Consider the following 23,210-nt stretch of genomic DNA (forward strand, 5'->3'; position numbering starts at 1 on the left):
GCGCCGACGTATCGGATGAGGGCTGGGCCCGCGCTGCGCGGCCGGAAATTAGGCAGCCCGATCGGAACGGAGATCGACATCATGTTGCTGACGGACAAGGTCGCGGTGGTGTACGGAGCGAGCGGCCCCATCGGCGGGGCTGCGGCGCGCGCTTTCGCCCGCGAGGGGGCGCGGGTCTTCCTCGCGGCGCGCGGCTCGGCAGCGCTGGACAAGCTCGCCGAGGACATCCGCGCGGACGGCGGAAGGGCGGAGACATCCGTGGTCGACGCGCGGGAAGGAGCCGCGGTCGACTCCTTCGTCGACGGGGTGGCCGCGCGTGCGGGGCGGATCGATGTCTCGTTCAACGCCATCGGTTACGGAGATGTCCAGAAACCGCTGATGGAGATCTCGGAGGCGGACTTCCTCCAGCCCATCGTGACCGCGATGCGCTCGCAGTTCCTGACGACCCGGGCGGCGGCCCGGCACATGATCGCCCGCCGTGCGGGAGTGATCCTCGCCTTCGGCGGCTGTGGTCCGCAGACCCTGCCCGGCCTCGGCGGTTTCAAGATCGCGCTGGACGCGCTGGAGGGGCTGCGCCGCCAGTGGGCCATCGAGCTGGGCCCGCACGGCATCCGGGTCGTCACACTGAAGTCCGGTGGCGTACCGGAGACCCTTCCCGAGGGGTTCCCCGGCCGGGACGCGATCGTCGCCGGCCTGGTCGAGTCGACGCAGCTCGGCCGGGGCGCGACCCTCGCGGACGTGGGCGATGTGGCCGCCTTCGTCGCCTCCGACCGGGCCCGCACGCTGACCGCGACGGACGTCAACATCTCCTGCGGCGCCATCGTGGATTAGGGCACTGCCATACACCGCCTGCCGCGTTTTCCGGAGAACGCGCGAGGCCCGGACCGGGAAGACCGGTCCGGGCCTCTGCGGGACGTCAGCGCCTCACGCGCCGTTCCGTTGGGTCGTCACCGTCCTCGGGCGCTGCGTCTGCCGCGCACCAGCAGCAGGAGACCGCCCATGAGGAGGACGGCGCCGGCCGCGGCGGGCCACAGCGTGGTACCCGTCTCGGCCAGGTCGCCCCCGACCGCCTGCGGCTTCGTCCCCAGACTGTCCTCGGTGTCGTCGCCGACGTCGGCGGGCTGCGTCTGCGCCGCGGCGCCTTCCGCGTTCGCCTCGTCGTCGCCGGAGCCACCCTGCGCCTGGTCGTTGCCCGCGTCGGCCGACGGGGTTCCGTACGACTTGGGCGCCACCGTGCTCGACACGGTGGGCTTGTCGTCGTTCGCCGGGTCGGTGGCGGGTGCCTCGTCACCGGGCTCGTCGGCCGCGGGGGGCTCGGTTGCCGGGTCCTCGGTCGCCGGGTCCTCCGTTGCGGGGGCCTCGGTCGCGGGGGCCTCGGTCGCCGGGTCGTCGTTCGTCGGCGGGTCCGTCTGCTCGTCCCCTCCGTTGCCCGGCTCCGGCTTGTCGTCGCCGGCCGGCGGAGTGGTGGGAGCCTGCGTCGGCTCCTCGGTCGGCTCCTCCTGGCCCGGGTCGCCGCCCTCGTCGGCTCCGACGCCGCACTTGCGGCCCTCGTTGATGCAGTCGACCATCTCGCCCATCAGGTCCTCGTCGAAGACGTTGATGAAGTCGCCGTGGTCGGTGACCGGCTTGTGCAGCTGCTCCGGGAAGGAGTCCACCGCGAACAGCGGGGTCGTCTTGCCGCCGTCCTGGAGGCTCGGCGCGTCGACGTCGTACACGATCCGCTGCACCAGCTGCGGAATGGCCTTGAAGCCATTGGCGCAGCTGCCGTCCGCGGCGGCGAACGCCACGTGGGTGCGGTGGTTGGCGCTGTCGATGTTCTGTCCGTCCCAGCAGCTCTGGAACTTGAAGGTCCGCACCACGTCGCTGCCCTGCGGGCACAGCGGGTACTTGTCCTTCAGCTGCCGATCCTCGAAGCCGGTGCAGCTCCAGGAGGCGTTGGCGTTGGCGGTGCCGTTGACGAACGCCTTGGCGTCACCGGTGATGATGCGCAGCAGGCGCGGCATCCCGGTGACCTTGCTGCGGGGGCTGCCCACGAAGTTCAGCGTCACTTCCTTGGGGGTGACGATCTCGCCGGCGTTGCCCTCGACGCCGCCGCCGGGGGAGTTGGCGTCCTTCTCCTGCGCTCCGTTCTGGAGCCGGATCACGGGCCAGTAGTACGTGGACTTGTCGCCCTGGTCGACACAGCTCGTCTCGGCGTTCGCCAGGTCCTCGTCGCCCGCGAAGGCGTCGTTGGACTGGTTGCCGATGTAGTCGTGGAAGTGGTGGGCGCCGTTGGAGACGCCGGGGGCCACGATGACGTTGTCCGAGTTGAACAGGCCGTTCTCGTTGACTCCGCAGCTGGTGGCGAAGGTGCCGCGGGAGGCGTCCGACGACAGGGCCGGCTGCTGGACGTTCGGCTGTACGGCCTTGATGTCCTGGTAGTCAGCCGCGGCAGGGCCGTTGCCGGCCTGTCCGCCGTTGCCCTGCTGCTGGCCGTCCTGGTCGGCGCCGTCCTGGCCGTCGCCGCCGTTGTCCTGGGCAGCGTCCCCGCCGTCGGCGCCGTTCGCCTGGTCACCGCTGTCGGCCTCGGGGGCGCGCAGGGTGCAGTCGGCCAGGGAGTCCAGACCCTCGGGCCGGTCGCCCGTGCGGTCCACGGCGATGGCGATCCGCTCGATCGTCGCGCCGCGCTTCTCCTTCAGCGGCTTCATGATCGCGTTGTCGGCGAAGCCGGGGTCCTGCTGGATCGCCTGCGCCGCCTCCGTCAACCGCTGGTAGGCGTCGGCGATCTGCTGGTCCAGGAGGGCGAGTTCCTTCGCCACGTCCTCCTTGGCATCGTCCGGCACGTCCGTCAACTTGTCGCCGACGTCCGGACAGTCGATCGTGCCGGCCGGGGAGGACAACGTCTGAGCGGAGTCCGTTCCGCCGTCTTCGGTCGCCGAGGCATAGACGTTGGCCCCAACAAGACCGCCGCCGCCCAACATCAGCGCGACCGCTGCAAAGGTCGCGCGCCGTGCGCCCGTTGGGCGTCTTCGCGTGCTGCGTCCCAAGGAAGTACTCCTACGCCTCGTGGTCGGTCAGGGCATGAAAATCCCCTGCCCCCATACGGAAGCCGACCCCGTGGTGTTCAACCGCCCCGCGAATTCACAGAAATATCTTATGAGCTCCGTAAACCTCGTCCGAGCATCGAGGTCCCGCCGCTGCTCAGGCGGGCCATCGCGCCGTCCTCACTCCATCAGGCCGGCGGCGAGCGTCGCCCCCAGTTCCCAGCACGCCTCGATGTCGGCCTTGCCGGGCTCGCCCGTCACCGTGACGGGCTGGGCGGTGCGGCGCCAGTCGAGGCCGGTCGTGATCGAGTCGAGCGCCCGCACGGCGCCGGTGACGTCGCTGCCGCCGTGCACGTAGTAACTGAAGGGCCGGCCTCGGGTCGCGTCCAGGCAGGGGTAGTAGATCTGGTCGAAGAAGTGCTTGAGGGCTCCCGCGATGTAGCCGAGGTTCGCCGGGGTGCCCAGGAGGTAGCCGTCGGCGTCCAGTACGTCCGAGGCCGTGGCCGACAGCGCCGGTCGCCGCACGACCTCGACGTTCTCGATCTCGGGCGCGGTCGCGCCCGAGACGACGGCTTCGAGCATCGCCTGGCAGTTGGGCGAGGGCGTGTGATGGACGATCAGCAAGGTAGGCACACCCCGAACCCTGCCGTCGCCCCGCCGATCAACGCAACCGCGACTCTCGGGACGCGGAGTTGACCTTGGCGACCGCGGTCGACAGTTGCTCGCGCATCTCCTCGGGCAACGCCTCGCCCTGCACCGCGGTGACCAGGTCCCCGGCGAGGGTGTGCAGTTTGGTGTTGGTGTTCTGGGAGAGCGTGACCAACACCGTCCAGGCGTCCTCCGGGCTCAGGTTGAAGGAGGCCATGAGGACACCCCGGGCCAGGTCGATGGACGGCCGGGTCTGCATGGCCCGGCGCAGCTGGGCGACCTCGATCCGCAGGTCCTCGTCGAAATCCTCGGACGCCCGCGTGTCCTCGACTGCCACACTCTGCCCGTCCGGGCCGGCGAAAAGCTCGTGCGTGCCGGTCAGCTCGAGCAGGCGGTCGACTGCCGTACTGCTGGTGTGCATGGACACGGTCTTGCCTTCCTTCAGCGCTCGTTGACGCACGCCGAGCAGGATGTTGAGGGCGGCGCAGTCGCAGAACGAGACGCCCTCAAGATCCAGATCAACGCCCCGGACGGAGCGGCTCAGCGCCTCGCGCAGGACGCTTCGGAACCGCTCGCTGGTGTCGAGGTCGAGTTCTCCGCACACCTTCACGCCGATCCGGTCGCCCTCCGAGCGCAGCGCTGTTGCCAGCGCGCGCGTCGGCTGCACCACCGGTGAGCCCGAGCTGGTCCCACGCTCGTCGCCCCTGGAGGACTGGGTGAAGGACGTGAGCTCCGGCATGACCGCCTCTCCCTCAAGTGCTCCCCGTCTCCGTACCAGACTGAGCCCGAACCACCGAACACGTCAACAGATACATGAAATGCAGTGCGTGTTTTTGTATACGTGAACCCCCCGTCGTAGTCTTGGCACATGGATGCAGTCCCTGAGCCGCACTCCGGGTGGACATTTCTGACCAATCACGCCCGCGTGCTGGCGACGATCGCCGACAATCCGAACGTTCGCATTCGGCACATCGCGGCGCACTGCCGCCTCACCGAACGAGCCGTCCAGAAGATCATTTCCGACCTTGAGCAGGACGGCTATCTGTCCCATGTCCGTGAGGGGCGCACCAACACCTACCGGATCGAACCCGGCAAGGTGCTGCGTCACCCGGCCGAGGCCGGGCTGCCGGTGGCCGCCCTGCTCTCGCTGCTCCTCCAGGACGAGGCCGATCGCAGCACGGTCGCCGATCAGCTCAACGCGACGCGCCAGCGGATCCCGGTCGACGGCGGATGAGCGGTCGCCGGACGTGGATCGGGGCGCGAGACCGGTGGAGCGGACTCAGCACAGGACGCGCAGCGCGCCAGGCTGGACTCGGACCGTGACCGGGAGGGTCGCCTCGACCTCGCCGTCGGCGCCGTAGGGCACCTCACGGTCGGCGGCGATGCGGATCTCCTTGCCGCGCAGGATGTGGACCTGGGGGCGGCGGACGTGAGCGCCGGTCCTGAGCTCGTTCATCAGGGCGAAGAAGAGGCGGCGCGGTGCCTCGCGAATCATGACCACGTCCAGCAGGCCGTCGTCCACGCGGGCGTCGGGAGCGATAAGCCGACCGGAGCCGTAATAGCCGGAGTTGGCGGCCACGACCGTGTAGCCGGTGTGCAGATGCTCCTGGCCGTCGACGGTGACCCGGTAGCGCGCGGCGCGCCAGGTGGTGACGGCGCGCAGTCCGCCCGCGTAGTAGGAGGCGGCACCACGCAGCAGGGTGGCGTTGTTGGCGTGGCGGTTGGCCAGTGCGTCGACGCCGGCGTAGACGCTGCCGAGGACCACGGTGCGCTGGTGTACGGCCGACTCGACCTCGATGGTGTCGACCTTGCGCGGCTCATGGTGGAGCAGCACCTCGGCGAGGGCCGCGGGTTCGGTGGGCAGGTTCAGGGCCCGGGCGAAGTCGTTGCCGCGGCCGGCCGGGACGAGGCCGAGCAGGACGTCGGTGCCGCTGAGGGCGCCGCCGATGCCGCCGGCCATCCCGTCGCCGCCGACGGCCAGCACCACCCGGCCCCGCTCTCCGGCGTCCCGCGCCAGTTCCCGGGCATGGTCCAGGCTACGGCTGTACTGGGTCTCCAGGTCGGCCCCGGCCTCCCGCAACGGCCGGGCGACGTCCAGCAGTGCGGCCGCTGAGGCGGATCCGCCCGCCGTGGGGTTGACGATGGCGGTGAACTGTCGCATCGGTGTGCCTTTCGGGCCGACGGGGGCGCTGCCGGAGGCGGGCGGGTGGTGGATGAGCGGGAAGCCGGAGTCGCAGGTGAGCCGGGTCAGTCGAGGGGCAGGAGGACGCCCGGGTTGAGCAGCCCGGCCGGGTCCAGGCGGCGCTTGACGGCACGCAGCGCCTCGATGCCCAGGGGGCCCGCCTCGCGGACGTACCAGTCCCGGTGGTCGGTGCCCACACCGTGATGGTGGCTGATCGTGCCGCCGGCCGCGAGGATCGCCTCATTGGCGGCGTGCTTGGCCTTCTCCCAGTGCGGGACCGGGTCGTCGCCCTGTGCCGAGACGACGGTGAAGTACAGCGAGGCACCGTTCTCGTAGACGTGGGAGATGTGGCACATGACCAGGGGCGGGGTGCCGGCCTCGGTGAGCGTGCCGGTGAGCGCGTCGCGCACGGACGCGTAGAGCTCGGGCACGCGTGACCAGAAGGCCGCCGTCTCCAGTGTCTCGACGAACGCCCCGGCGTCCAGCAGGGAGTCCCGCAGATACGGCGCCGAGTAGCGGCCGTGCGCCCAGCGCTGCCCCGGCTCCTCGCCCAGCGGGGTCCCGCCGCAGTCCCGCAGGACGGCCGCCGCCCGCTCCCTGCGGTACGCGGTGTCCTCGTCCGTGCCCTCGTAACCGGTGATCGCCATGCATCCCGCGGACTGCTGCCCGGCGCCGATGGCGTCGGGCTGGGCGAGGCCGATCAAGGTCTCGGTCTCGTCGGACAGGCGCAGCACCGTCGGACGCGGGCCGTCCTGGGCGAGACGGCGCAGCGCGGCGGCGCCCGCCTCGAAGGAGTCGAAGCGCCACCCCTCGTACACACAGCTCGCGGGGAGGGGCCGGATCCGCACGGTGACGGACGTGATGACGCCGAACGCGCCCTCCGAGCCGAGCACGAGTTGCCGCAGGTCGGGGCCGGCCGCGGAGCGCGGTGCGCGTCCCGTGTCGATGGTGCCCTCGGGGGTGGCGAGGGTCAGGCCCAGGACCATCTCGTCGAAGCGGCCGTAGCCGGCGGACGCCTGGCCGCTGGAGCGGGCGGCGGCGAACCCGCCGATGCTGGCCCACTCGTAGGACTGGGGGAAGTGGCCGAGGGTGAAGCCCTGTTCGGCCAGCAGCGCCTCGGCGTCGGGTGCGCGCAGACCCGGCTGCAGCGTGGCGGTGCGGGAGACGGGGTCGAGGGCGAGCAACCGGTTCATGCGGCGCAGGTCCAGGGCGACGAAGGGACCGCGACGGGCGGGGGCGAGACCGCCGACGACGGACGTACCGCCGCCGAACGGGACCGCGGCCAGGCCGTGTTCGGCGCATACACGCAGTGTGGCGAGCACTTCGTCGTGGTCGGCGGGGAGCACCACGGCCGCGGGGATGTCGTCGACCTCGCCCGCGCGGATCCGCAGCAGATCGGGGGTGGACTTGCCGCGCGTGTGCCGGATGCGGCTCTCGGCGTCGGTGCGGACGTGCGCATCTCCGCCGACCGCGCCGGACAGGGCCTGGTGTACGGCGGGTTCGAGTCCCGGCTCGGGTACGGCGATGTCCTCCAGGGCGACCGGCCCTTCGGTGAGCGGCTTGACTCCGAGCAGATCGCGCAGCAGGCCGGTCACGGTCTCGGGCAGCGGCGCCGCCTTGGCCGGGTCACCCCAGCCGCTCCACAGCATGTCCATGGATCTCGTCCTCACCGGTCGATTCGAGCGATGCCGTGTTCTCGTCGGCCCCGCAGGCGTTACACTGTGACACATGACGCCTATTCGTCACAACCACTCGGACAGCGACGCTGTGCTCGACGCGGTGCGCGACTGTGTCCTGGCCGTCGGAGTCCGCCGTACGACGCTGACCGACGTGGCCCGCCGCGCGGGTGTCTCCCGGATGACGCTGTACCGCCGCTGGCCCGATGTGCGCTCCCTGGTGGGGGACTTGATGACCCGGGAGTGGGTCGCGGTGGCCACCGGCGCCATGCCCGAGCGGCGGTCCGGGGCGGCGACGCGCGGCCTGATCGTCGACGGGCTGGTGGCCGGTGTGGCGGCCTTCCGCGCCCACCCGCTCTTCCGGAAGATCGTGGACGTCGACCCGGAACTGCTTCTCCCCTACGTCCTGGACCGCCGCGGCGCGAGCCAGCAGGCCCTCCTCGCCCTGCTCGCCGAGGCGCTGCGGGAGGGCCACGCCGACGGATCCGTACGGCGCGGGCATGTCGAACGGCAGGCGCGGGCCCTGCTGCTGATCGTGCAGTCCTTCACCCTGTCCCTGCGGACCATGACCGACGAGGACGACGCCGACCTGAGCAGTGAGGCCTTCCTGGCGGAACTGCGCAGCATTCTGGAGAGGACCCTCACGCCATGACCCCTGCCACTCCCCCGGTTCCCGGATCGTCGCTGTCCGCGGCCCGGCGCTCACGCGAACTGGCCGACACCGTCGGGGGTCCGGCCGTGGACGTCCTGGTCGTCGGGCTGGGCGCGACGGGCGCCGGGGCCGCCCTGGACGCCGCCGCCCGGGGTCTGACGGTGGCTGCCGTCGACGCCCACGACCTGGCGTTCGGCACCTCGCGCTTCAGCAGCAAGCTCATCCACGGCGGGCTGCGCTATCTCGCCTCGGGGCAGCTGGACGTGGCGCATGAGAGTGCCGTGGAGCGCGGGGTGCTGATGGAGCGTACGGCACCGCATCTGGTGCGGGCCCAGCCGTTCGTGCTGCCCCTGACGCCCCTGGTCTCGCGTGCCCAGTCCGCCCTCGCCCGGGCCGGGTTCCGGGCCGGCGACGCCCTGCGCCTGGCGGCCCGCACGGCCCGCGCCACCCTGCCCCCGCCGCGCCGTCTGTCCGTGGTGGAGACCCGGCATCTCGCCCCCGCCCTGCGCACCCAGGGCCTGCGCGGCGGCCTGCTGTCCTGGGACGGTCGGCTGACCGACGACGCCCTTCTGGTGACGGCGATCGCCCGCACCGCCGCGGCACACGGCGCGCGGATCCTGACCCGTGTCAGGGCGCTGGAGCTCACCGCGTCCGGCGCCCGGATACGCGACGAACTCACCGGCGAGGAGGGCGAGATCAGGGCCCGCGTCGTGATCAACGCCTCCGGCGTCTGGGCGGGCGGCCTGGTGGACGGCATCCGGATCCGCCCCTCGCGCGGCACCCATCTCGTCCTGCGCTCCGAGCACCTGGGCCCGCTGCCCGCGGGGCTGCACGTCCCGGTCCCCGGCGAGACCAACCGCTTCGTGCTGGTCCTGCCCCAGGGCGACGGCCGGGTCTACGTCGGCCTCACTGACGAGCCCGTCGAGGGCGAAATCCCCGACGTTCCCGAGGTACCCGAGACGGACATCGGCTTCCTGCTCGACGTCCTCGGCTCGGTGCTGGACGTGCCCGTCCGACGCGAGGACGTGGTGGGCGCGTTCGCCGGCCTGCGGCCCCTGCTCGACACCACGCCGCCCGAGCGCTCCGGCGGTGCGGGTGCCCCACGCACCGCCGACATCTCCCGCCGGCACGCGGTCCTCACCTCGTCCGAGGGGGTGATCACGGTGGTCGGCGGCAAGCTGACGACCTATCGCCGGATGGCGGAGGACGCGGTGGACACCGCCGTCGCCACCCGCCGCCTCACTGCCGGCCCCTCACGCACCGCCTCCCTCCCCCTCGTCGGCGCCGCGTCACCCGAGGCCCTCGGCACCGTCCGGGCGCCGCGCCGCCTCGTCCAGCGCTACGGCACCGAGGCCGCGACCGTCCATGCGCTCGGCACGCACGACCCCCGGCTCAACGAACCCCTGCTGCCGGGCCACCCCGTCACCGCCGCCGAACTCCTGTGGGCCGTACGCCACGAAGGCGCCCTCGACGAGTCCGACCTGCTCGACCGCCGCACCCGCATCGGACTGGTCCCGGCCGACCGGACGGCGGCGCTGGAGGCCGTACGCGAGGTAATTCTGACGCACCCTTCCGACCTGCCCTTCTGCCAGCCGAACCCCCTGTGACCTGCTGAGACGGGTGCCGGAAGTGGTCACGCCGCCGCGTCCGGTCAGGGGGCAGAGCGCGGCAGGCGGCACCTCCTGGTCTGTACGGGGGGGCGGAAGTGCACGCCGCCGCGTCCGGTCAGGGGCGGCGCCCGGCAGACGGCACCACCTGGTCTGTGCGGGGCCGGGTGCTTCGGCCGTGAGGCCCTCGCGGGTCACTTGGCGGGAGGCCCGCCGCGAAGGTGTCGCGGTGCTGCACGACGGGCGCCGAAGTGCGCACGTGAGCCGAGGAGTTGGCGGTCGCGGACCTGTCATCTGCCAGTGCGTGGCCGCCCCTCCTCGCCCTCGCCGCACGTCGATCGCCGACTCGCTTCCAGCTGGCCGGTACAAGGACTCCCGCCGCCTGCACCGCAACTGCCGCCACCGCAGGCAGGATCAGCGCAAGCCCCGGCGCGATGAAACGCACCCCGCCGATCAGCGCGCCGGGTGTGCCGAGCGCAGCCGCCACGCGGTGAAGATCTCCAGCTGAGCGGAGGCCGGTCCTGGCAGGAGATTCGTCGCCGCGATCCCGTCCTCGAACTCCGCGGCCGTATCCATCCTCGGTGCTGGACGCACAGCTGCCGCGGCAGTGCGATGTGGGCCGATGGCCGCCGAAGCCGATACAGCCGAACCGGCCCGCCCGCTCCCGGGCGATCACGCCCAGCCCCACCCCCGGGATCCCCGGCTCCCACTCGCCGTCCGGGGCACCGCCGTCGCCTCGCTGGTCATGCACCGACTTCTCGCCGACGCCTGCCCGGCGCGCCTACACGACACCGATGCCGGACGACACCGATGCGCCTCGCGACACGCCACCGCGCCCGCCCCGAGGCGCATCGCAGGCCGCCGAGGGCGGAGGGAGTGGTCAGCGTGGCGACTGGTCGGGGCCGGGCGGCGCGGCGGGCCGATGGGCGGGCTGGAACAGCTCGATGAGGTTGCCTGCCGGGTCGGCCAGCAGGATCTGGCGTCCGCCAGGGCCGGAGACGACCTCGCTGCGGAAGGAGATACCGGCGCCGCGCAGCCGAGCGATCTCGGCGTCGAGATCGTCGAAGGTGAGGTGGATGCGGTTGCCGCCGGCGACGGCAGCCTCCTTCGGGGTGGCCCGGGCGCCCGAGCTCGCCGGGCCCGACAGCAGCAGCCGCAGCCGGCCACGGACCACGTCGGCGAAGGCAGGGGCGGCGCTGGAGTGCAGCGTGAACCCGAGGTGGGTGGTGTAGAAGTCGGCGGCGCCCTGCACGTCATCGACGAGGTAGCGGACGCTGACGTATTCATCCTGAGCGGTCATGACTCGGACCTCGCAACGGTCTCGGGGATGTTCAGAACCGGCATCAAGTACCTGACGCGGGTGTCTATGTCTGCCGCAGCGCGCTCAAAGGCCGTATAGCCGGCCTGGCCGGTGTCATCGGTCGCGCCAGGGTCGGCCATGCTCCAGTGGACCCGCCGCGAGCCGAACTCCGGGCAGACCTCGCGAGCCTTGTCGCACAAGGTGATCACATGGTCGAAGCGGCGGCCGGCCAGGTCGTCCACGTGCCGGGTACGCCGACCTGAGAGGTCGATGCCGAACGACTCGCGCAGCACCCGGACAGCATGCGGGTGCAGCTGCGGCTTGGGGCTGGTGCCCGCACTGGCCGCAGTCACACGGCCGGCGGCGTGGTGGTGCAGCAGGGCTTCAGCGATCGGCGAACGGGCGCTGTTGCCGGTGCACACGAAGAGCACCGCGACACGGCGGCCTCGCGCCCGGGCGACCGGAGGACGGGGCGATGCGGGGGCCTGGCGCAACGCGGGGTGCAGGGCGGCCCCGGCGGCGGCCAGCGCCTCAGCGCAACGCTCCAGGTCGAGGTGGTAGTAGCTGTCCCGGCCATCGAAGCTGCTGCGCCTGGCCGCGACCAGACCGCCGTCGCGCAGCAATCGCAGGTGATACGACACCAGGTTCTGCGGCTCCCCGACCCGCTCCACCAGCTCTCGGACCCGACAGTCGCCCTCGGCGAGTTCCGTCAGCAGCCGCCAGCGCAGCGGATGCGCGGCCAGCCGGACGAATTCCGGTGGCTCGACGGCCGTGTCCGAGGCTCGGGGTCCCACACGTCGAAGGTACATCAAACCAATTTGATGCATCAACGCCGATTGATCAGCGTCCCTCGACGAGGCCGTGGTGTGCGTGCCCATACCCACAGAGGTCTACGGTGGATATGAGGCCGGACGCGTACGCCTACGCCTGTGCAGGCACCGCCGGCGGCCGCTGCAGGTGACCGCACGCGCCGGTGGTCCGCTCCCGCGACAGGAGGGAGAAGGCAATGCCCGAGCACAAGGTCGGGACGCTGGAGGAATTCGAGGCGGCCCGCCAGGAGCTCCTGGTGGAGGAGAAGGAGCTCACCCGGCGGAGCGACGAACTCGCGCGGAAGCGGCGGGAGCTTCCCTGGGTGCCGGTCGAGAAGGACTACCGCTTCGAGACCGAGGCCGGGTCCAGAGCACTCGCGGATCTCTTCGACGGGCGCTCGCAGCTGCTCGTCTACCACTTCATGTTCGGTCCGCCGTACGAGGCCGGATGCCCGGTCTGCTCCTCGATCGCGGACACCCTCGACCCCAGCGTGGTCCACCTCAAGGCGCGCGACGTGACACTGGTCTGCTCCTCGCGGGCGCCGCTCGACAAGCTTCTTGCCTACCGGGAGCGAATGGGCTGGAGCTTCGACTGGGTCTCCACCGTGGGCAGCGACTTCCACCGCGACCTCGGCTTCCTGCACACCGAGGAGGAGCTGAGGCCGTTCCTCGAAGGCGGGATTCCGCCGACCGTGAGTCAGATGGCGGAGGCGACCGGCACGGACGTGCTCGGGTACGTCACCGAGGGGCCCGGGCTGAGCGCCTACGCGCTCTCCGACGGCACCGTCCACCGGACTTACGTCACCACCGCGCGCGGCCTCGAGCCGGCCATGGCGTACTACGGGCTCCTCGACCGGGCGCCGTTGGGCCGCCACGAGGAGGGCGAGGAGACGCACTGGCTGCGCCGCCACGACGAGTACGGCAGGACATGAACAGCAAGCTGCCCCAGCACTCCAGTGGATGGCGGCACGGCCCCACGGCGCGATCGTGGGCGACTTGGGAGGCGTGCCATGTCCCAACTCCGGATCGCCCCGCCGGTGCCCACCCGGCCGGGAGTGCTGCTGCCGAGGCATGATCTGGCCGTCGGCTGGACCCTCCTGGTACTGATCGCCGCGCCGGCCTGGCTACTCACGGTCGCACAGGCCCGCGACATGGGAATGGAGCCGGGCACCATGGGCCTGGCACTCCCGCTCTTTCTTCTCCTGTGGGTGGTCATGATGGCGGCGATGATGTTGCCGTCACTGGCACCCGTCGCCCTCACCTGGGTACAGGCGATCCGCCGCAGCGCCGCCGGACACGCCCGAACCTTGCGCACCGCGGAGTTCGTCGGTGGTTACCTGCTGGCCTGGGCCGGGTTCGGGCTGCTCGCGTACGGGGCCCTGGCCGCCACCGGGCGCCTCGTCGACAGTGATCCGGACGTGGGCCGCTGGATCGGGGCGGGCGCGTTCCTGCTCGCGGGACTGCACCAGTTCGGCCCGCTGAAGCGGGTCTGTCTGCGGCACTGCCGCAGCCCGATGTTCCAGCTGCTGCGGTACGCGCACTTCCGGCCGTGGGCGAGGGATCTGCGGGTGGGCGCGCACCACGGGCTGTACTGCGTCGGCTGCTGCTGGGGCCTGATGATCGTCCTGATCCCGCTGGGCCTCATGAACGTGGCGGTGATGGCGGGGCTGGCGGCCGTGATCTTCCTGGAGAAGCTGTGGCGCGGCGGCCCCTGGCTCAGCTGGGCGGTCGGCGCCGCCTTTCTCGTACTTGCTGTGCTCGCCCCGTTCCAGGAGTGGCTGTTGCCGGGTCTGCGGATGCCCGGTCCGTCGATGGACGGGATGTGAGGGCATGCGCTCCGGGACTTGGCTCAGGCGCCCGGCCGGAGAACCGGGCGCCCGCGTCGCGGACCGTCGGATGTCAGGGGAGGCGTCAGGCGACACCCCGTCGAACACGCCACACATGGTCGTACCGGAAGCCCTCCACGCCCTCGGGCGAGACGTGCGCACTGCGCACCGTCTCCAGCGTCTCCACGGTCCAGTGGGCCTCGGGCAGCGCGAGTTCGTCGAGCAGGCCGTGCAACGTCGGGAACTCCGCGTCGAAGGGAGGCTCGGTCTGCCAGGACGGCCAGCCCGCGTGCATGACGATCAGCAGCGTGCCGCCCGCCGCGACGGCATCGGCGGCCCGACGCAGGATCCACTGCTGGTCCAGTTCGATCGGCGACTGCAGGAACTGCGCGTTCACCAGGTCGAAGGAGCCCTCGGGGAACGACTCTCCGAGCACATGGCGTTCCCAGACCGTACGGTCGCTCACACCGGCCTCGGCGGCGTGCGAGGCGGCGCGCTCCAGGGCCGTGTGCGAGATGTCGGCGCCGGTGACCCGCCAGCCGCGCGAGGCGAGCCACACCGCGTCGGCTCCCTCGCCGCAACCGAGGTCGAGCGCGCGGCCCGGCGCGAGGTCGCCGGCTTCACGGACGAGCAGCGAGTTGGGGCGGCCACTCCACAGGCGGCCGCCGTCGCGGTAGCGGGCCTCCCAGAACTCGGCGGCCTTGAGGGGATGAGTCTCGGTCACGGGGCCTCCCGGATGCGCAGGATCGGTAGCGGGGGCTGAGCTCGGGCGAAGGCCCGGGCCCCCTTGAGGAAGCCTGCGCGATGCTCCGCAGGACGACAAAGACTCTTGCCGGTTCAGCAAAAGCCCCCGAGCGGTTCACGCGTCCGGCGCCTCCAGCCAGAAGCCCGAGCGGGTGCGCCAGAGGTCGAGCAGGGCCGTGTCGCCCTTCGTCTCGACGGCGGGTGCGGGCCGTTTGTAGAAGTACAGGAGCAGGTCGGTCACCGGGCCGCGTGCGGTCGCGGTGGCGGCGTCGGAGCCGGGGCGCCAGACGGGCCGCTCGCCGGTGAGGTCCACAAGCCACTCACCGGCATCGGTCGTGTCGAAGTGAAGCCACCGGTCGGGGCCGAGCAGGTCGGGCAGGTCCGGCCGGGGCTCGAACGCCTCGGGGAACGTGGAGTACTCCAGCCATTCCTCCACCGCGTCCGCGGCGAGGTCGGCGTCGAGCCCGAACCCGGCTCCGGCCGCCAGGGCCGCGTCGGCCCGGTGCACGACGGTCTCGTGCGTCATGCGCCGGGCCCAGAACGCCACGGGCGCCGGCCGCTCGTCGGAAGGGTTCCAGGCCAGGGCGTCGGGCCCGGCGGCGCGGAGGGTGGCGCTGAGCCGTGCCGCGCCTTCGGTGAGCCACGGGGTGAGGACGGACGCGTCCTCGTGGGTGTAGGCGGTGACGTCGTTGACCCCGTCGTCGGGGATCGGGCCGTCGGCGCGGATGCGGACGATCTCCTCGGCCCAGCGGTGGTCTGCGCCGATGTGCCGCAGCAACTGGCCGAGGTTCCAGCCGGGGCAGGAGAGCACCGGGGCGGTCATGTCCGCGCCGCGCACATGTCCCGCCAGCCGTTCGGTCTGGGAGACGATCTCGTCGCAGTGGCGCTCGAAGCTCAGCGAGGTCATCGCCTCATGATGCCGCAGGGCCAGGATCGGCCCTGCGGCCCTGTCGGTGCTCTCGGATACTGTGAGCCGGTTGAGCAAGATCGGGAGGGGAAATCGCGATGCTGGTGGGGGCGGGAAAGGTACGGCGGCGGCTGGCCCAGGCGGCTTTGCTGGCCTGGCTGCTGACGGGCTGTTCGGGTGCGGCGGAGGACGATGCGAAGACGTCGCCGAGTGCCTCGGCGTCGGCCGACGCGGCGAGTGCCGGCGGTACGGCGGTGAAGAGCGGGGGCAGTATCGGCGCGGCCGGCTCGGCGTGCGAGCTACCCGTCACCTTCGACATCGCCGAGGACTGGAAGGCTGAGGCCGTCGACAGCGGGGCGGGCGGCGGCGGTGACGATTCCGCCGAGCCCGAGAGCGAGTTGGCCCAGGAGGTGGCCGACGCGCTCCTGCACCAGGGCCCGGTCACGGCCGCCTGCGAGGTCGACGCCAAGCCGGCCGGGAACATCGGCTTCCTCCGCGTCTGGACGGGCGAACCGGCTGACGACGACGCTCGCGCCGTACTGGAGGCCTTCGTCAAGGCGGAGAGCGGCGCGAGCAAGGCGAAGTACGGCACCTTCGAGGCGGGGGGCGTCAAGGGTGTCGAGGTGAAGTACCTCGTCACGAGCGAGCTCCTGGAGGAGACGAAGGAGGAGAGCGCGCTGGCCGTCTCCACGAAGCGAGGGCCGGTCGTCATCCACCTCGGCGGGATGGACACCGACGAGCACCGGGCGATGCTCCCGGCGTTCGAACTCGCCAAGCGGACACTGCAAGTCACCTGAGCGGGGGTGTGCCCGGCGCGGCGGCAGGGACGCCGCGCCGGGCGGGCCGGCCGGAGCCGGTCAGGACGTCGTGCAGGAACCGATCGCCGGGTCCGCGCTGTTGCCGTTCTTCATGACCGTGAAGCCGAAGCTGGTGGACGCTCCGGCGGCCAGGCTGCCGTTGCCGTTCGGCCTCATCGTCATGACGTTGCCGCTGCTGTCCCAGCTGGGCGTGCCGTTCCAGGTCGCGGAGACCTTCTGCGGAGACGTCACCGTGACGTTCACGGTCCAGTTGCTGATCGCCGAACTGCCCGCAGTGATGGTGACCTTGCCGTTGAAGCGGTCGCTCCACTCCTCGGCCCTGCTGTAGGTCGCCGTGCAGGCCGCGCCCGGTGTGCCGCCACCGCCGGAGGAGGAGCCGCCGAGCGCGGTCAGCACCGCGTTGTACGCGGGCTTCTTGTTGTAGTTGCCGTCGAACAGCAGCGGCGTTCCGCTCGCGCGCCAGGAGTACTTGTCGGTGACACCCCAGACCGTGATCCCGGTGCAGCGCGAGACGGCCAGGCAGGCCCGCACCACGCTGCTGTAGCTGTTGGCCTGTGCGGTGCCCGAGCCCTCGATGTCAAGCTCGGTGATCTGCACGTCGACGCCGAGGTCGGCGAAGCGCTGGAGGTTGGCCTGGTAGTCGGAGGGGACCGGCGAGGCGCTATTGAAGTGGGACTGGAAGCCGACGCAGTCGATCGGCACGCCACGGGACTTGAAGTCCCTGACCAGGTTGTAGACGGCATTGCTCTTCGCGTTGACGCCGTCGGTGTTGTAGTCGTTGTAGCAGAGCTTGGCGGCCGGGTCCGCGGCGCGGGCGGTGCGGAACGCCTCCTCGATGAAGCCGTTGCCGAGCTTGTCCTGGAAGGGCGAGCTGCGCCGCGCGCCGCTGTTGCCGTCCTGGAAGGCCTCGTTGACGACGTCCCAGGAGTGGATCTTGCCCTTGTAGTGCTGCATGACCTGGGTGATGTGGTTGTTCATCGCCGACCTGAGGTCGGCGGTGCCAAGTCCCGCGACCCAGCTCGGTAGCTGGGAGTGCCAGACCAGGGTGTGTCCGCGGACCTTCATGCCCCGGCTCTGGGCGTGGTTCACGATCTGGTCGGCGGAGCCGAAGGTGAAGGTGCCGCGGGTGCGCTCGGTGGCGTCCCACTTCATCTCGTTCTCCGGTGTCACCGAGTTGAACTCGGTGTTGAGCGTCGAGACGTACGCGGCTTCGCCCAGGTGGTTGGCCGCGACCGCGGCGCCGAAGTAGCGGCCCTTCTCGGCGGCGGCCGCGCCGAGGGTGCTCGCTGCATCGGCGGTGCCCGCGAGGGCGGTGACGCCGGCCGTGGCGAGCAGACCGGCCATGGCGAGGGCCAGTGCGTTGCGGGTGCGTGTGCTCATGTCGTCCCTTCTTCGAGTGATCCGGTGATCCAGAACTTCGAAACTTTCGGACGCATTTCCGAATTTCGCGGCAGAACCTAGAAGCACTCGTCCCACTCGTCAATCAATCACACACTCACCAGCTTGAGTTGGCTCAAGAAGGGCCCATGACGCGCTTGAGGGGGTCGAATGTTTCGACCCCCTCTACGACTGTTCCGTGCCGCGACCTATGACTCGGCCCCGGTGTAGAACGCGATGGTCGCCGCCGTCGTGGCCGCCACGACCTCCTCGTCGGCGCCCGAGGCGGCGTAGGCCTCGCCCCACAGTTGGCCCGAGCGCGTCGCGTACGCCTTCCCCTCGTCCGAGAGCTGCCAGGCCTCGGCCTCCTGCCTGCTCATCCCGCCGCCGGCGAGGTGCATGCCGAGGCCGAGCAGTGCCCCGTCCCAGCCGACACCCACGGCTCCCGGCCCGAACTGGTCCCAGAACTCGGGCGGCACCACGGCCACATGCTCCAGCTCCAGCACCGTGCGCTCCTCGCCGTCCGGCGTCAGCCGCACCTCCACCTCGCTGAATCCCGGATCCGGCCCGTACAGCCAGCTGACGCGCAGCCGTGCCGGCTCCTCGCACTCGAGGATCTCCCCGCCGGCGTTGCCCTCCAGCTGGTACCGCCCGCCCAGCTTGAACTCCCCGCTCACGGGCAGGAACCAGCGGCTGATGCGCTCGGGCGAGGTCACCGCGTCCCACACGTCGGCGACCTCGGCGTCGTAGGTGCGCCGCATCAGCACCGTACGGGCCTCGCCGGCCTGGACCTGACGTACACCGACCTGCCTGTGCAGACGGTTCAGCTCGTCGACGATCTCACTCATCCTCGTTCACTTCCTCTCTCAGTCTGCGTTCGCGCTTGCCCCGCGCGAGTTCCGTTCCGAGGGCGTCCAGACGCTGCTCCCAGAAACCGCGGAACCTCTCCAGCCATGCGTCCACCTCCCGCAGCGGCGCGGCGTCCACGGCGTACAGCCGTCGTGTGCCCTCCGCCCGCACGGACGCGAAGCCGCTCTCGCGCAGCACCCGCAGATGCTGCGAGACGGCGGGTTGGGAGATCCCGAACTCCTCCTGGATCACGGCACTGATGTCGCCCGATGCCTGCTCTCCCGAGGCGAGCAGCTCCAATATCCGGCGTCGCACCGGATCACCCAGCACATCGAAGGCGTGCACGGCTCCCACTATGCCAGCCCCTGCTTATATAAGGCAAGCCTTAAATAAGGCGCGGGGACGGGCCGGGGCCCGAACGAGGTGCGAAGTGTCTACGTGCGGTCGGCGAGGAACCGGTCGAGCGCCGTCGTCAGCTCGGCGGGCTTCTCCACCGGCAGTTCGTGGCCGGCGTCCACGACGCGGACCACCGCGTCCGGGTAGGCCTTGGCCATCCGCAGCATCTGGGACAGGGGCAGCTGGATGTCGTGGTAGCCGTGCACGATCAGCGTGGGCGTCCGGATGTCGCCGACCTTGTCCAGGACGTCGAAGGCGCGCATCGCTCCGTAGAGCGTCATGACGACTTCCCGGGGCGTGTCGGCGGAGGCGCGGATGTACTCGCGGATCTCCTCACGCGGATACCCGGGGGCGAAGGCGCGCTGGATGTTGGTGGCGAGGAACAGCTTGAAGGGGACGAGCGTCGAGGCGGCCATCAGCAGGGCGCGGCCACGGCTGTAGGCCATCTTCCCGATGGAGTTCACCAGCACCATGCGCTCGACCCGCTCGGGGTGGGAGAGCGCGATGGTCTGGGCGATCATGCCGCCCATGGAGTGCCCGATGATCACGAACCGCTCGATCTCCAGGTGATCGAGAAGGGCGAGGACGTCCTTGGCCAGGGCGTCGATCGTGGGCACTCCCGCCCCGCTGCTCTCGCCGTGTCCGCGCAGGTCGAGCCGGACGACGCGCCGCTGCTTCGCGAAGTGGGCCATCTGGTGGTCCCAGCGGTGCCGGTCCGCCGTCCAGCCGTGGACGAACACCAGGGGCACACCCGCGCCGTCACGGGGGCCCTCGTCGTCGTACGTCAGTTTCGCGGCGTCGACTTCGAACTGCGGCATGGGCGGCCTCCTGGGGTGCGTTACCGGTTACTGACCGGTACGGTATCCGTCCGTCCCGGCTGCCGTCACCGGCGTTCGCCCAGGAAGTCGAGGATATGGCCGAACACGTCGAGGGCCGCTCCCCTGCCGAGGAACGTGTCCAGGTGGCCGTAGCCGGGGATCTCGGTGTAGGTCACGTCCAGTTGGGGCTGGCGGTGGGCGAGGACGTCGCGGCAGAGCCGCTGGGAGTCGAGCCACAGCCCGTTGTCGCTGCCGGCCAGGAGCAGGACGGGGGTGTCGATGCGGGCCGCCGCGTCCAGGGCGTTCTGCGGCAGGGCCCGGTAGCGGTGGTCGGTGTCGTGCCAGCGGACGACGGTGCGGGCCAGCTCGATGCGGCGCAGGTGCGGCAGGATCCACAAGGGGGCCGGGCCGAGGAGTTCGGCGAGCCGGTTGTGGGTGGCGTCGGTCAGGTGCTCGTGGACGAAGAGGGAGGCGCCGGTCCCCCACGCCGAGTGGTGAAGGATCTGGCAGGTCGGATCCGGGCAGCTCGCCTTGCGGGAGGCCAGGGCGAACAGCGGGGTGTACTTCGACCACAGGCCGACCTTGCGGAAGTCGACGGGGATGTGGTCGATACGGGACTTCAGCAGTTCCCCGGCGAGGGACATGCGCAGGGAGGTGCGGCCGGCGAGCTTGGGGGTGAGGAAGACCCCCTGGGACACGACGCCCGCGAGGCCGGGCACCAGGCCCGCCGTCATACTCAGGGAAAGGGTCAGCGAGCCGATGCAGTGGGCGACCACGAACAGGGGGCGGTCGCCGATGCGGGTGCGGATGTGGGCGACGGCCTCGGGGATGTCGTAGAGGGCGACGTCGTCGTAGGTGTAGCGGCGGCCCGTCTCGTTGTACGGCAGCCGGCAGCTGCCCCGCCAGTCGAGCAGCCAGGGCTCGTAGCCGTCGTCCAGGAGGACGTCGACCAGGTTGCGGGTCTCGGGCAGCAGGAACATGTCGGCCGAGGCGGTGTGGCCGTGCAGGAGCAGCACGGCGGGGCGGCCCCGGTCGCCGGGGTCGATGCGGGTGAGGCCCAGGCGCACGCCGTCGCTCGCGTGGAACGGGATCTCCTCGACCTTCGCCGGGTCGAGGCGGTGATGGAGGGGGCGCAGGGCCGTGGTGGTCCTGACCCTGCGCAGGGCGGGCCCGGTGGACCTGGGAGTGGGCGTGCGGAAGATCATCGGTGGTGCTCCGTGGGGGTCTGGGTACGGCGCAGGTCGAGCAGGTCCGCGGCGGCGCGGGCGAACGGGCCGAGCAGTCCGCGGCCCATCTCCAGGCCGAACCAGGCGAGCCAGGTGAGCTTGGCGGCGCGCTTCTCCTGGCTGGTCAGGCGTGGGTCGACCTTGATGCCGTCGATCTGGTCGCGTACGTAGGAATCCGCGGGGACCACGACTTCGCCCGCGAGGCTCGCCGGTTCGCCCTCGCGGCCGAGTTCCACGGTGAGGGCGCGCGTCTGGCGCCAGACGTCGCGGCGGGCGCGGGCGTACTTGTGGCCCTCCAGCCACCAGCGACCGCCGTCGGCGTCGGTCAACACCAGTCGGTAGCGCAGAAGTTGATGGCGTAGGCCGTGCTGGTGCGGGATGCCTTCCTCGGGGCGGATCCAGATGTCGCCGCGCTCGACGGTGAGCGGCTCGGGGTGGAGGGCCGTGCAGGCGACCTCGCCGCGGACGTCGACACGACGGTCCGTCACCAGCTGGTGCATGCCCGCGATGGAGAGGGTCAGGGACATCGAGCACGGGGTGTCGGGGGTGGCTCCGACGGGGCCGACGCCGCCCTTGGTGGTTTCGGTGAACCACAGGTAGGGCTGGTCGTCCCTGTGCGGGAGGCGGGCCAGGCCGTCGTCGGCGAGGCGTTCGAAGGTCTTCAGCTGGGCCCGGGCGTCGTAGCGGGCGGCGGGCGGCAGACCGAGGGCCTCGACCAGTGCGGTGGTGCGGTCGGCCGTGGCGGCGGGGCCCTTCAGGGTCGCCTCGCACAGCTTCAGGGCGGTGGGGCTCTGCAACACGCGGGTGAGGAAGGCCAGTTCGGGGACTGGGTCGGCCGTCAGGCGGGCCACGGCGTCGGTGCGCCACTCGTCCCAGTCCTGTACCCGGACGTGCATTCCGCCGAGTGCCATGTCCCGTACGACGTCGTCGAGGGTGTTGGGCTCCCCGGTGAGGTTGTAGTCGAAGCCCCAGGCGTCGGGCTCGCAGATGGCGGCGACCGCGACGCGGCTGACCCAGTCGACCGGGGCGGCGTTGAGGTAGCGGAAGGCGGGGACGGTGCGGAAGCGGCCGAAGGCCGAGATCAGGCCGCTGCTGAGGTCCTGCGGGTTGTAGGCGCCGGTCCTGGTGTGGCCGCCGATGCCGCCCGGCCGCAGGGCGGTGACCACGAGGCCGTGGTCGCGGGCGCGGCGCAGGGCGACTTCCGCGGCCCACTTGGTCTGGTCGTATCCGGCGATGAGCCGGTCGATATGGGCGAGGGGGTCGTCCTCGCCCATGGAGGGGATGCCGACCTCGTTGAAGACGGCGATGGAGGAGATGTGGTGCAGGGGCTTGGGGCGGCCGGTGGCGGCGAGTTCGGCGAGGGTGAGGGCGCCGAGGACGTTGCTGGTGCGCAGTGACTGGTAGCCGCGCAGGAAGTCCACGGCGGCCGCTACGGAGACGACACTGTCCAGTTCGTGGGCGAGGGTGTGCCACACCTCGTCGGACAGGCCCAGGTGGGGGTGGCGGATGTCGCCGGGGAGCACGGTGATGCGGCGGCGGACCTCCGAGGACCAGGGCAGCCCGTAGCTCTTGAGCGCCTCGCCGAGCCGGGCTGCGGCCGCCTCCTCGTCGGCTGCGCGGACCAGGCAGTGGACATGGGCGTCGCTGTGCCGCAGCAGGTCCAGGAGCATATGGCTGCCGAGGAATCCGGTGGCGCCGGTCAGCAGGACGCGGCGGGGCGGGAGAGGGTCGGGCGAGGCGATGAAGGGGAGGCGGTCGGCGAGGGACAGGTCGGCGAGGATCTGGGTGAGGTCCTCGGGGCGTGCCGTGGAGTCCGACGGGGCGGTGAGGAGGGGTGGGGCGGCCGTCGGCGGAGGCTGGATCGCCTGCCGCGCCGCCGGGTCTGCCGTTTCCGGTACGGCGATTGCGGCTCCCGTGCTCTCCAGGCGGCGCTTGGCCAGGGCGATCGGCCTGGCGTCGGCGAACACCTCGTCGAGATCGAGCGGCAGGCCCAGCTCGTCCTCCAGCGCCGAGACGAGCTCGACCGCGTTCACGGAGGTGCCTCCGGCGTCGAAGAAGTCGGCGTCGGGCGCCAGTTGTCCCGCCGGGACGTAACGGCCCGCCACGGCCGCGACGGCGGCGGCGAGTTGGTCGCGATCACGCGGTCGGACCGGCTGGACCGTGCTCGGAGCCGTTCGGTGGGGCGTCGGATGAGCCCCGGCATCCGGCCGCACGGGCGGCTCGACCGTCCCCTGGACCTTGGCCAGCAGCTCGGACACCGTCAGACCGCCGCCGCCTCGCTCGATCGCCTCCTCGGTCGCCCGCCGGCCGGTGACTGCCGACATGTTCTCGTTCACCTCACGCATGAGAGCC

Annotated in this window: 23 protein-coding genes; 7 read left to right on the forward strand and 16 right to left on the reverse strand. The window is 71.4% G+C overall.

All coding sequences use genetic code 11. From position 1 onward, the window contains the following. The first annotated feature begins 81 nt into the window (after positions 1 to 81). The gene (locus ACZ7NC_RS20505) at positions 82 to 831 is read left to right on the forward strand and encodes an SDR family NAD(P)-dependent oxidoreductase (RefSeq protein WP_471490107.1); all 750 of its coding nucleotides are present in this window, start codon (positions 82 to 84) and stop codon (positions 829 to 831) included. Between the two features lie 116 nt (positions 832 to 947). Here the strand turns inward: ACZ7NC_RS20505 and ACZ7NC_RS20510 are convergent, their stop codons facing one another. From ACZ7NC_RS20510 to ACZ7NC_RS20520, 3 genes are all read right to left on the reverse strand, one after another. Beyond that, entirely contained in the window at positions 948 to 2,960 is a 2,013-nt protein-coding gene (locus ACZ7NC_RS20510; RefSeq protein ID WP_471490224.1) for a DUF1996 domain-containing protein, read from the reverse strand. Positions 2,961 to 3,203: 243 nt separating this feature from the next. After that, positions 3,204 to 3,656 (reverse strand): flavodoxin family protein, encoded by a 453-nt coding sequence (locus ACZ7NC_RS20515; RefSeq protein WP_471490109.1) that lies wholly within the window; start codon positions 3,654 to 3,656, stop codon positions 3,204 to 3,206. 28 nt (positions 3,657 to 3,684) lie between these two features. Then, complete coding sequence (locus ACZ7NC_RS20520) at positions 3,685 to 4,410, reverse strand: anti-sigma factor antagonist (RefSeq protein ID WP_471490111.1); 726 nt, start codon at positions 4,408 to 4,410, stop codon at positions 3,685 to 3,687. 129 nt (positions 4,411 to 4,539) lie between these two features. Between ACZ7NC_RS20520 and ACZ7NC_RS20525 the strand changes: the two genes are divergently transcribed. Then, positions 4,540 to 4,905: a helix-turn-helix transcriptional regulator gene (locus ACZ7NC_RS20525; protein ID WP_471490113.1), complete on the forward strand. Its 366-nt coding sequence runs from the start codon at positions 4,540 to 4,542 to the stop codon at positions 4,903 to 4,905. Between the two features lie 45 nt (positions 4,906 to 4,950). Here the strand turns inward: ACZ7NC_RS20525 and ACZ7NC_RS20530 are convergent, their stop codons facing one another. After that, entirely contained in the window at positions 4,951 to 5,832 is an 882-nt protein-coding gene (locus ACZ7NC_RS20530; RefSeq protein ID WP_471490115.1) for a YegS/Rv2252/BmrU family lipid kinase, read from the reverse strand. Between the two features lie 86 nt (positions 5,833 to 5,918). Next, complete coding sequence (locus ACZ7NC_RS20535) at positions 5,919 to 7,508, reverse strand: FAD-binding oxidoreductase (RefSeq protein ID WP_471490116.1); 1,590 nt, start codon at positions 7,506 to 7,508, stop codon at positions 5,919 to 5,921. Between the two features lie 73 nt (positions 7,509 to 7,581). On the opposite strand from ACZ7NC_RS20535, the gene ACZ7NC_RS20540 reads away from it, so the two are divergent. Continuing rightward, positions 7,582 to 8,181 (forward strand): TetR/AcrR family transcriptional regulator, encoded by a 600-nt coding sequence (locus tag ACZ7NC_RS20540; RefSeq protein WP_471490118.1) that lies wholly within the window; start codon positions 7,582 to 7,584, stop codon positions 8,179 to 8,181. Continuing rightward, positions 8,178 to 9,788 (forward strand): glycerol-3-phosphate dehydrogenase/oxidase, encoded by a 1,611-nt coding sequence (locus ACZ7NC_RS20545; RefSeq protein WP_471490119.1) that lies wholly within the window; start codon positions 8,178 to 8,180, stop codon positions 9,786 to 9,788. Before ACZ7NC_RS20540 ends, ACZ7NC_RS20545 begins: the two co-directional genes overlap by 4 nt. Positions 9,789 to 10,241: 453 nt before the next feature. Here the strand turns inward: ACZ7NC_RS20545 and ACZ7NC_RS20550 are convergent, their stop codons facing one another. The 3 genes from ACZ7NC_RS20550 to ACZ7NC_RS20560 form a co-directional block, all read right to left on the reverse strand. Next, on the reverse strand, positions 10,242 to 10,364 hold the full coding sequence (locus ACZ7NC_RS20550; RefSeq protein ID WP_471490121.1) for a hypothetical protein: 123 nt from the start codon (positions 10,362 to 10,364) through the stop codon (positions 10,242 to 10,244). A 304-nt stretch (positions 10,365 to 10,668) separates the two neighbouring features. Next, entirely contained in the window at positions 10,669 to 11,088 is a 420-nt protein-coding gene (locus tag ACZ7NC_RS20555; protein ID WP_471490122.1) for a VOC family protein, read from the reverse strand. Further along, positions 11,085 to 11,882 (reverse strand): metalloregulator ArsR/SmtB family transcription factor, encoded by a 798-nt coding sequence (locus tag ACZ7NC_RS20560; protein WP_471490124.1) that lies wholly within the window; start codon positions 11,880 to 11,882, stop codon positions 11,085 to 11,087. The genes ACZ7NC_RS20555 and ACZ7NC_RS20560 overlap by 4 nt, the downstream gene beginning before the upstream one ends. 212 nt (positions 11,883 to 12,094) lie before the next feature. Here ACZ7NC_RS20560 and ACZ7NC_RS20565 point away from each other — a divergent pair, with 212 nt between their 5' ends. Beyond that, a complete protein-coding gene (locus tag ACZ7NC_RS20565) occupies positions 12,095 to 12,829 on the forward strand; it encodes a DUF899 domain-containing protein (RefSeq protein ID WP_471490125.1) in 735 nt (244 codons plus the stop codon). Between the two features lie 78 nt (positions 12,830 to 12,907). Next, on the forward strand, positions 12,908 to 13,723 hold the full coding sequence (locus ACZ7NC_RS20570; protein WP_471490127.1) for a DUF2182 domain-containing protein: 816 nt from the start codon (positions 12,908 to 12,910) through the stop codon (positions 13,721 to 13,723). A gap of 85 nt (positions 13,724 to 13,808) precedes the next feature. Here the strand turns inward: ACZ7NC_RS20570 and ACZ7NC_RS20575 are convergent, their stop codons facing one another. Both ACZ7NC_RS20575 and ACZ7NC_RS20580 read right to left on the reverse strand, forming a co-directional pair. Beyond that, positions 13,809 to 14,447 (reverse strand): class I SAM-dependent methyltransferase, encoded by a 639-nt coding sequence (locus ACZ7NC_RS20575; protein WP_471490129.1) that lies wholly within the window; start codon positions 14,445 to 14,447, stop codon positions 13,809 to 13,811. Between the two features lie 135 nt (positions 14,448 to 14,582). Then, a complete protein-coding gene (locus ACZ7NC_RS20580) occupies positions 14,583 to 15,374 on the reverse strand; it encodes a maleylpyruvate isomerase family mycothiol-dependent enzyme (RefSeq protein ID WP_471490130.1) in 792 nt (263 codons plus the stop codon). Positions 15,375 to 15,472: 98 nt separating this feature from the next. On the opposite strand from ACZ7NC_RS20580, the gene ACZ7NC_RS20585 reads away from it, so the two are divergent. Then, on the forward strand, positions 15,473 to 16,171 hold the full coding sequence (locus ACZ7NC_RS20585) for a lipoprotein (RefSeq protein ID WP_471490132.1): 699 nt from the start codon (positions 15,473 to 15,475) through the stop codon (positions 16,169 to 16,171). Between the two features lie 60 nt (positions 16,172 to 16,231). On the opposite strand, the gene ACZ7NC_RS20590 is transcribed toward ACZ7NC_RS20585, so the two are convergent. From ACZ7NC_RS20590 to ACZ7NC_RS20615, 6 genes are all read right to left on the reverse strand, one after another. Beyond that, positions 16,232 to 17,572, reverse strand: a complete 1,341-nt coding sequence (locus ACZ7NC_RS20590) for a glycoside hydrolase family 10 protein (protein ID WP_471490133.1) — start codon at positions 17,570 to 17,572, stop codon at positions 16,232 to 16,234. A gap of 206 nt (positions 17,573 to 17,778) precedes the next feature. Beyond that, a complete protein-coding gene (locus tag ACZ7NC_RS20595; protein WP_471490135.1) occupies positions 17,779 to 18,417 on the reverse strand; it encodes an SRPBCC family protein in 639 nt (212 codons plus the stop codon). Then, complete coding sequence (locus ACZ7NC_RS20600) at positions 18,410 to 18,772, reverse strand: ArsR/SmtB family transcription factor (RefSeq protein WP_471490136.1); 363 nt, start codon at positions 18,770 to 18,772, stop codon at positions 18,410 to 18,412. The genes ACZ7NC_RS20595 and ACZ7NC_RS20600 overlap by 8 nt, the downstream gene beginning before the upstream one ends. 80 nt (positions 18,773 to 18,852) lie before the next feature. Further along, positions 18,853 to 19,632, reverse strand: coding sequence for an alpha/beta fold hydrolase (locus ACZ7NC_RS20605; RefSeq protein WP_471490138.1), 780 nt, complete (start codon positions 19,630 to 19,632; stop codon positions 18,853 to 18,855). 65 nt (positions 19,633 to 19,697) lie between these two features. Beyond that, positions 19,698 to 20,837 (reverse strand): alpha/beta hydrolase, encoded by a 1,140-nt coding sequence (locus tag ACZ7NC_RS20610; protein ID WP_471490140.1) that lies wholly within the window; start codon positions 20,835 to 20,837, stop codon positions 19,698 to 19,700. Further along, positions 20,834 to 23,203, reverse strand: a complete 2,370-nt coding sequence (locus tag ACZ7NC_RS20615; protein ID WP_471490141.1) for a thioester reductase domain-containing protein — start codon at positions 23,201 to 23,203, stop codon at positions 20,834 to 20,836. Before ACZ7NC_RS20615 ends, ACZ7NC_RS20610 begins: the two co-directional genes overlap by 4 nt. Positions 23,204 to 23,210 lie beyond the last annotated feature (7 nt).

Source organism: Streptomyces sp. NPDC111802 (assembly GCF_055634335.1).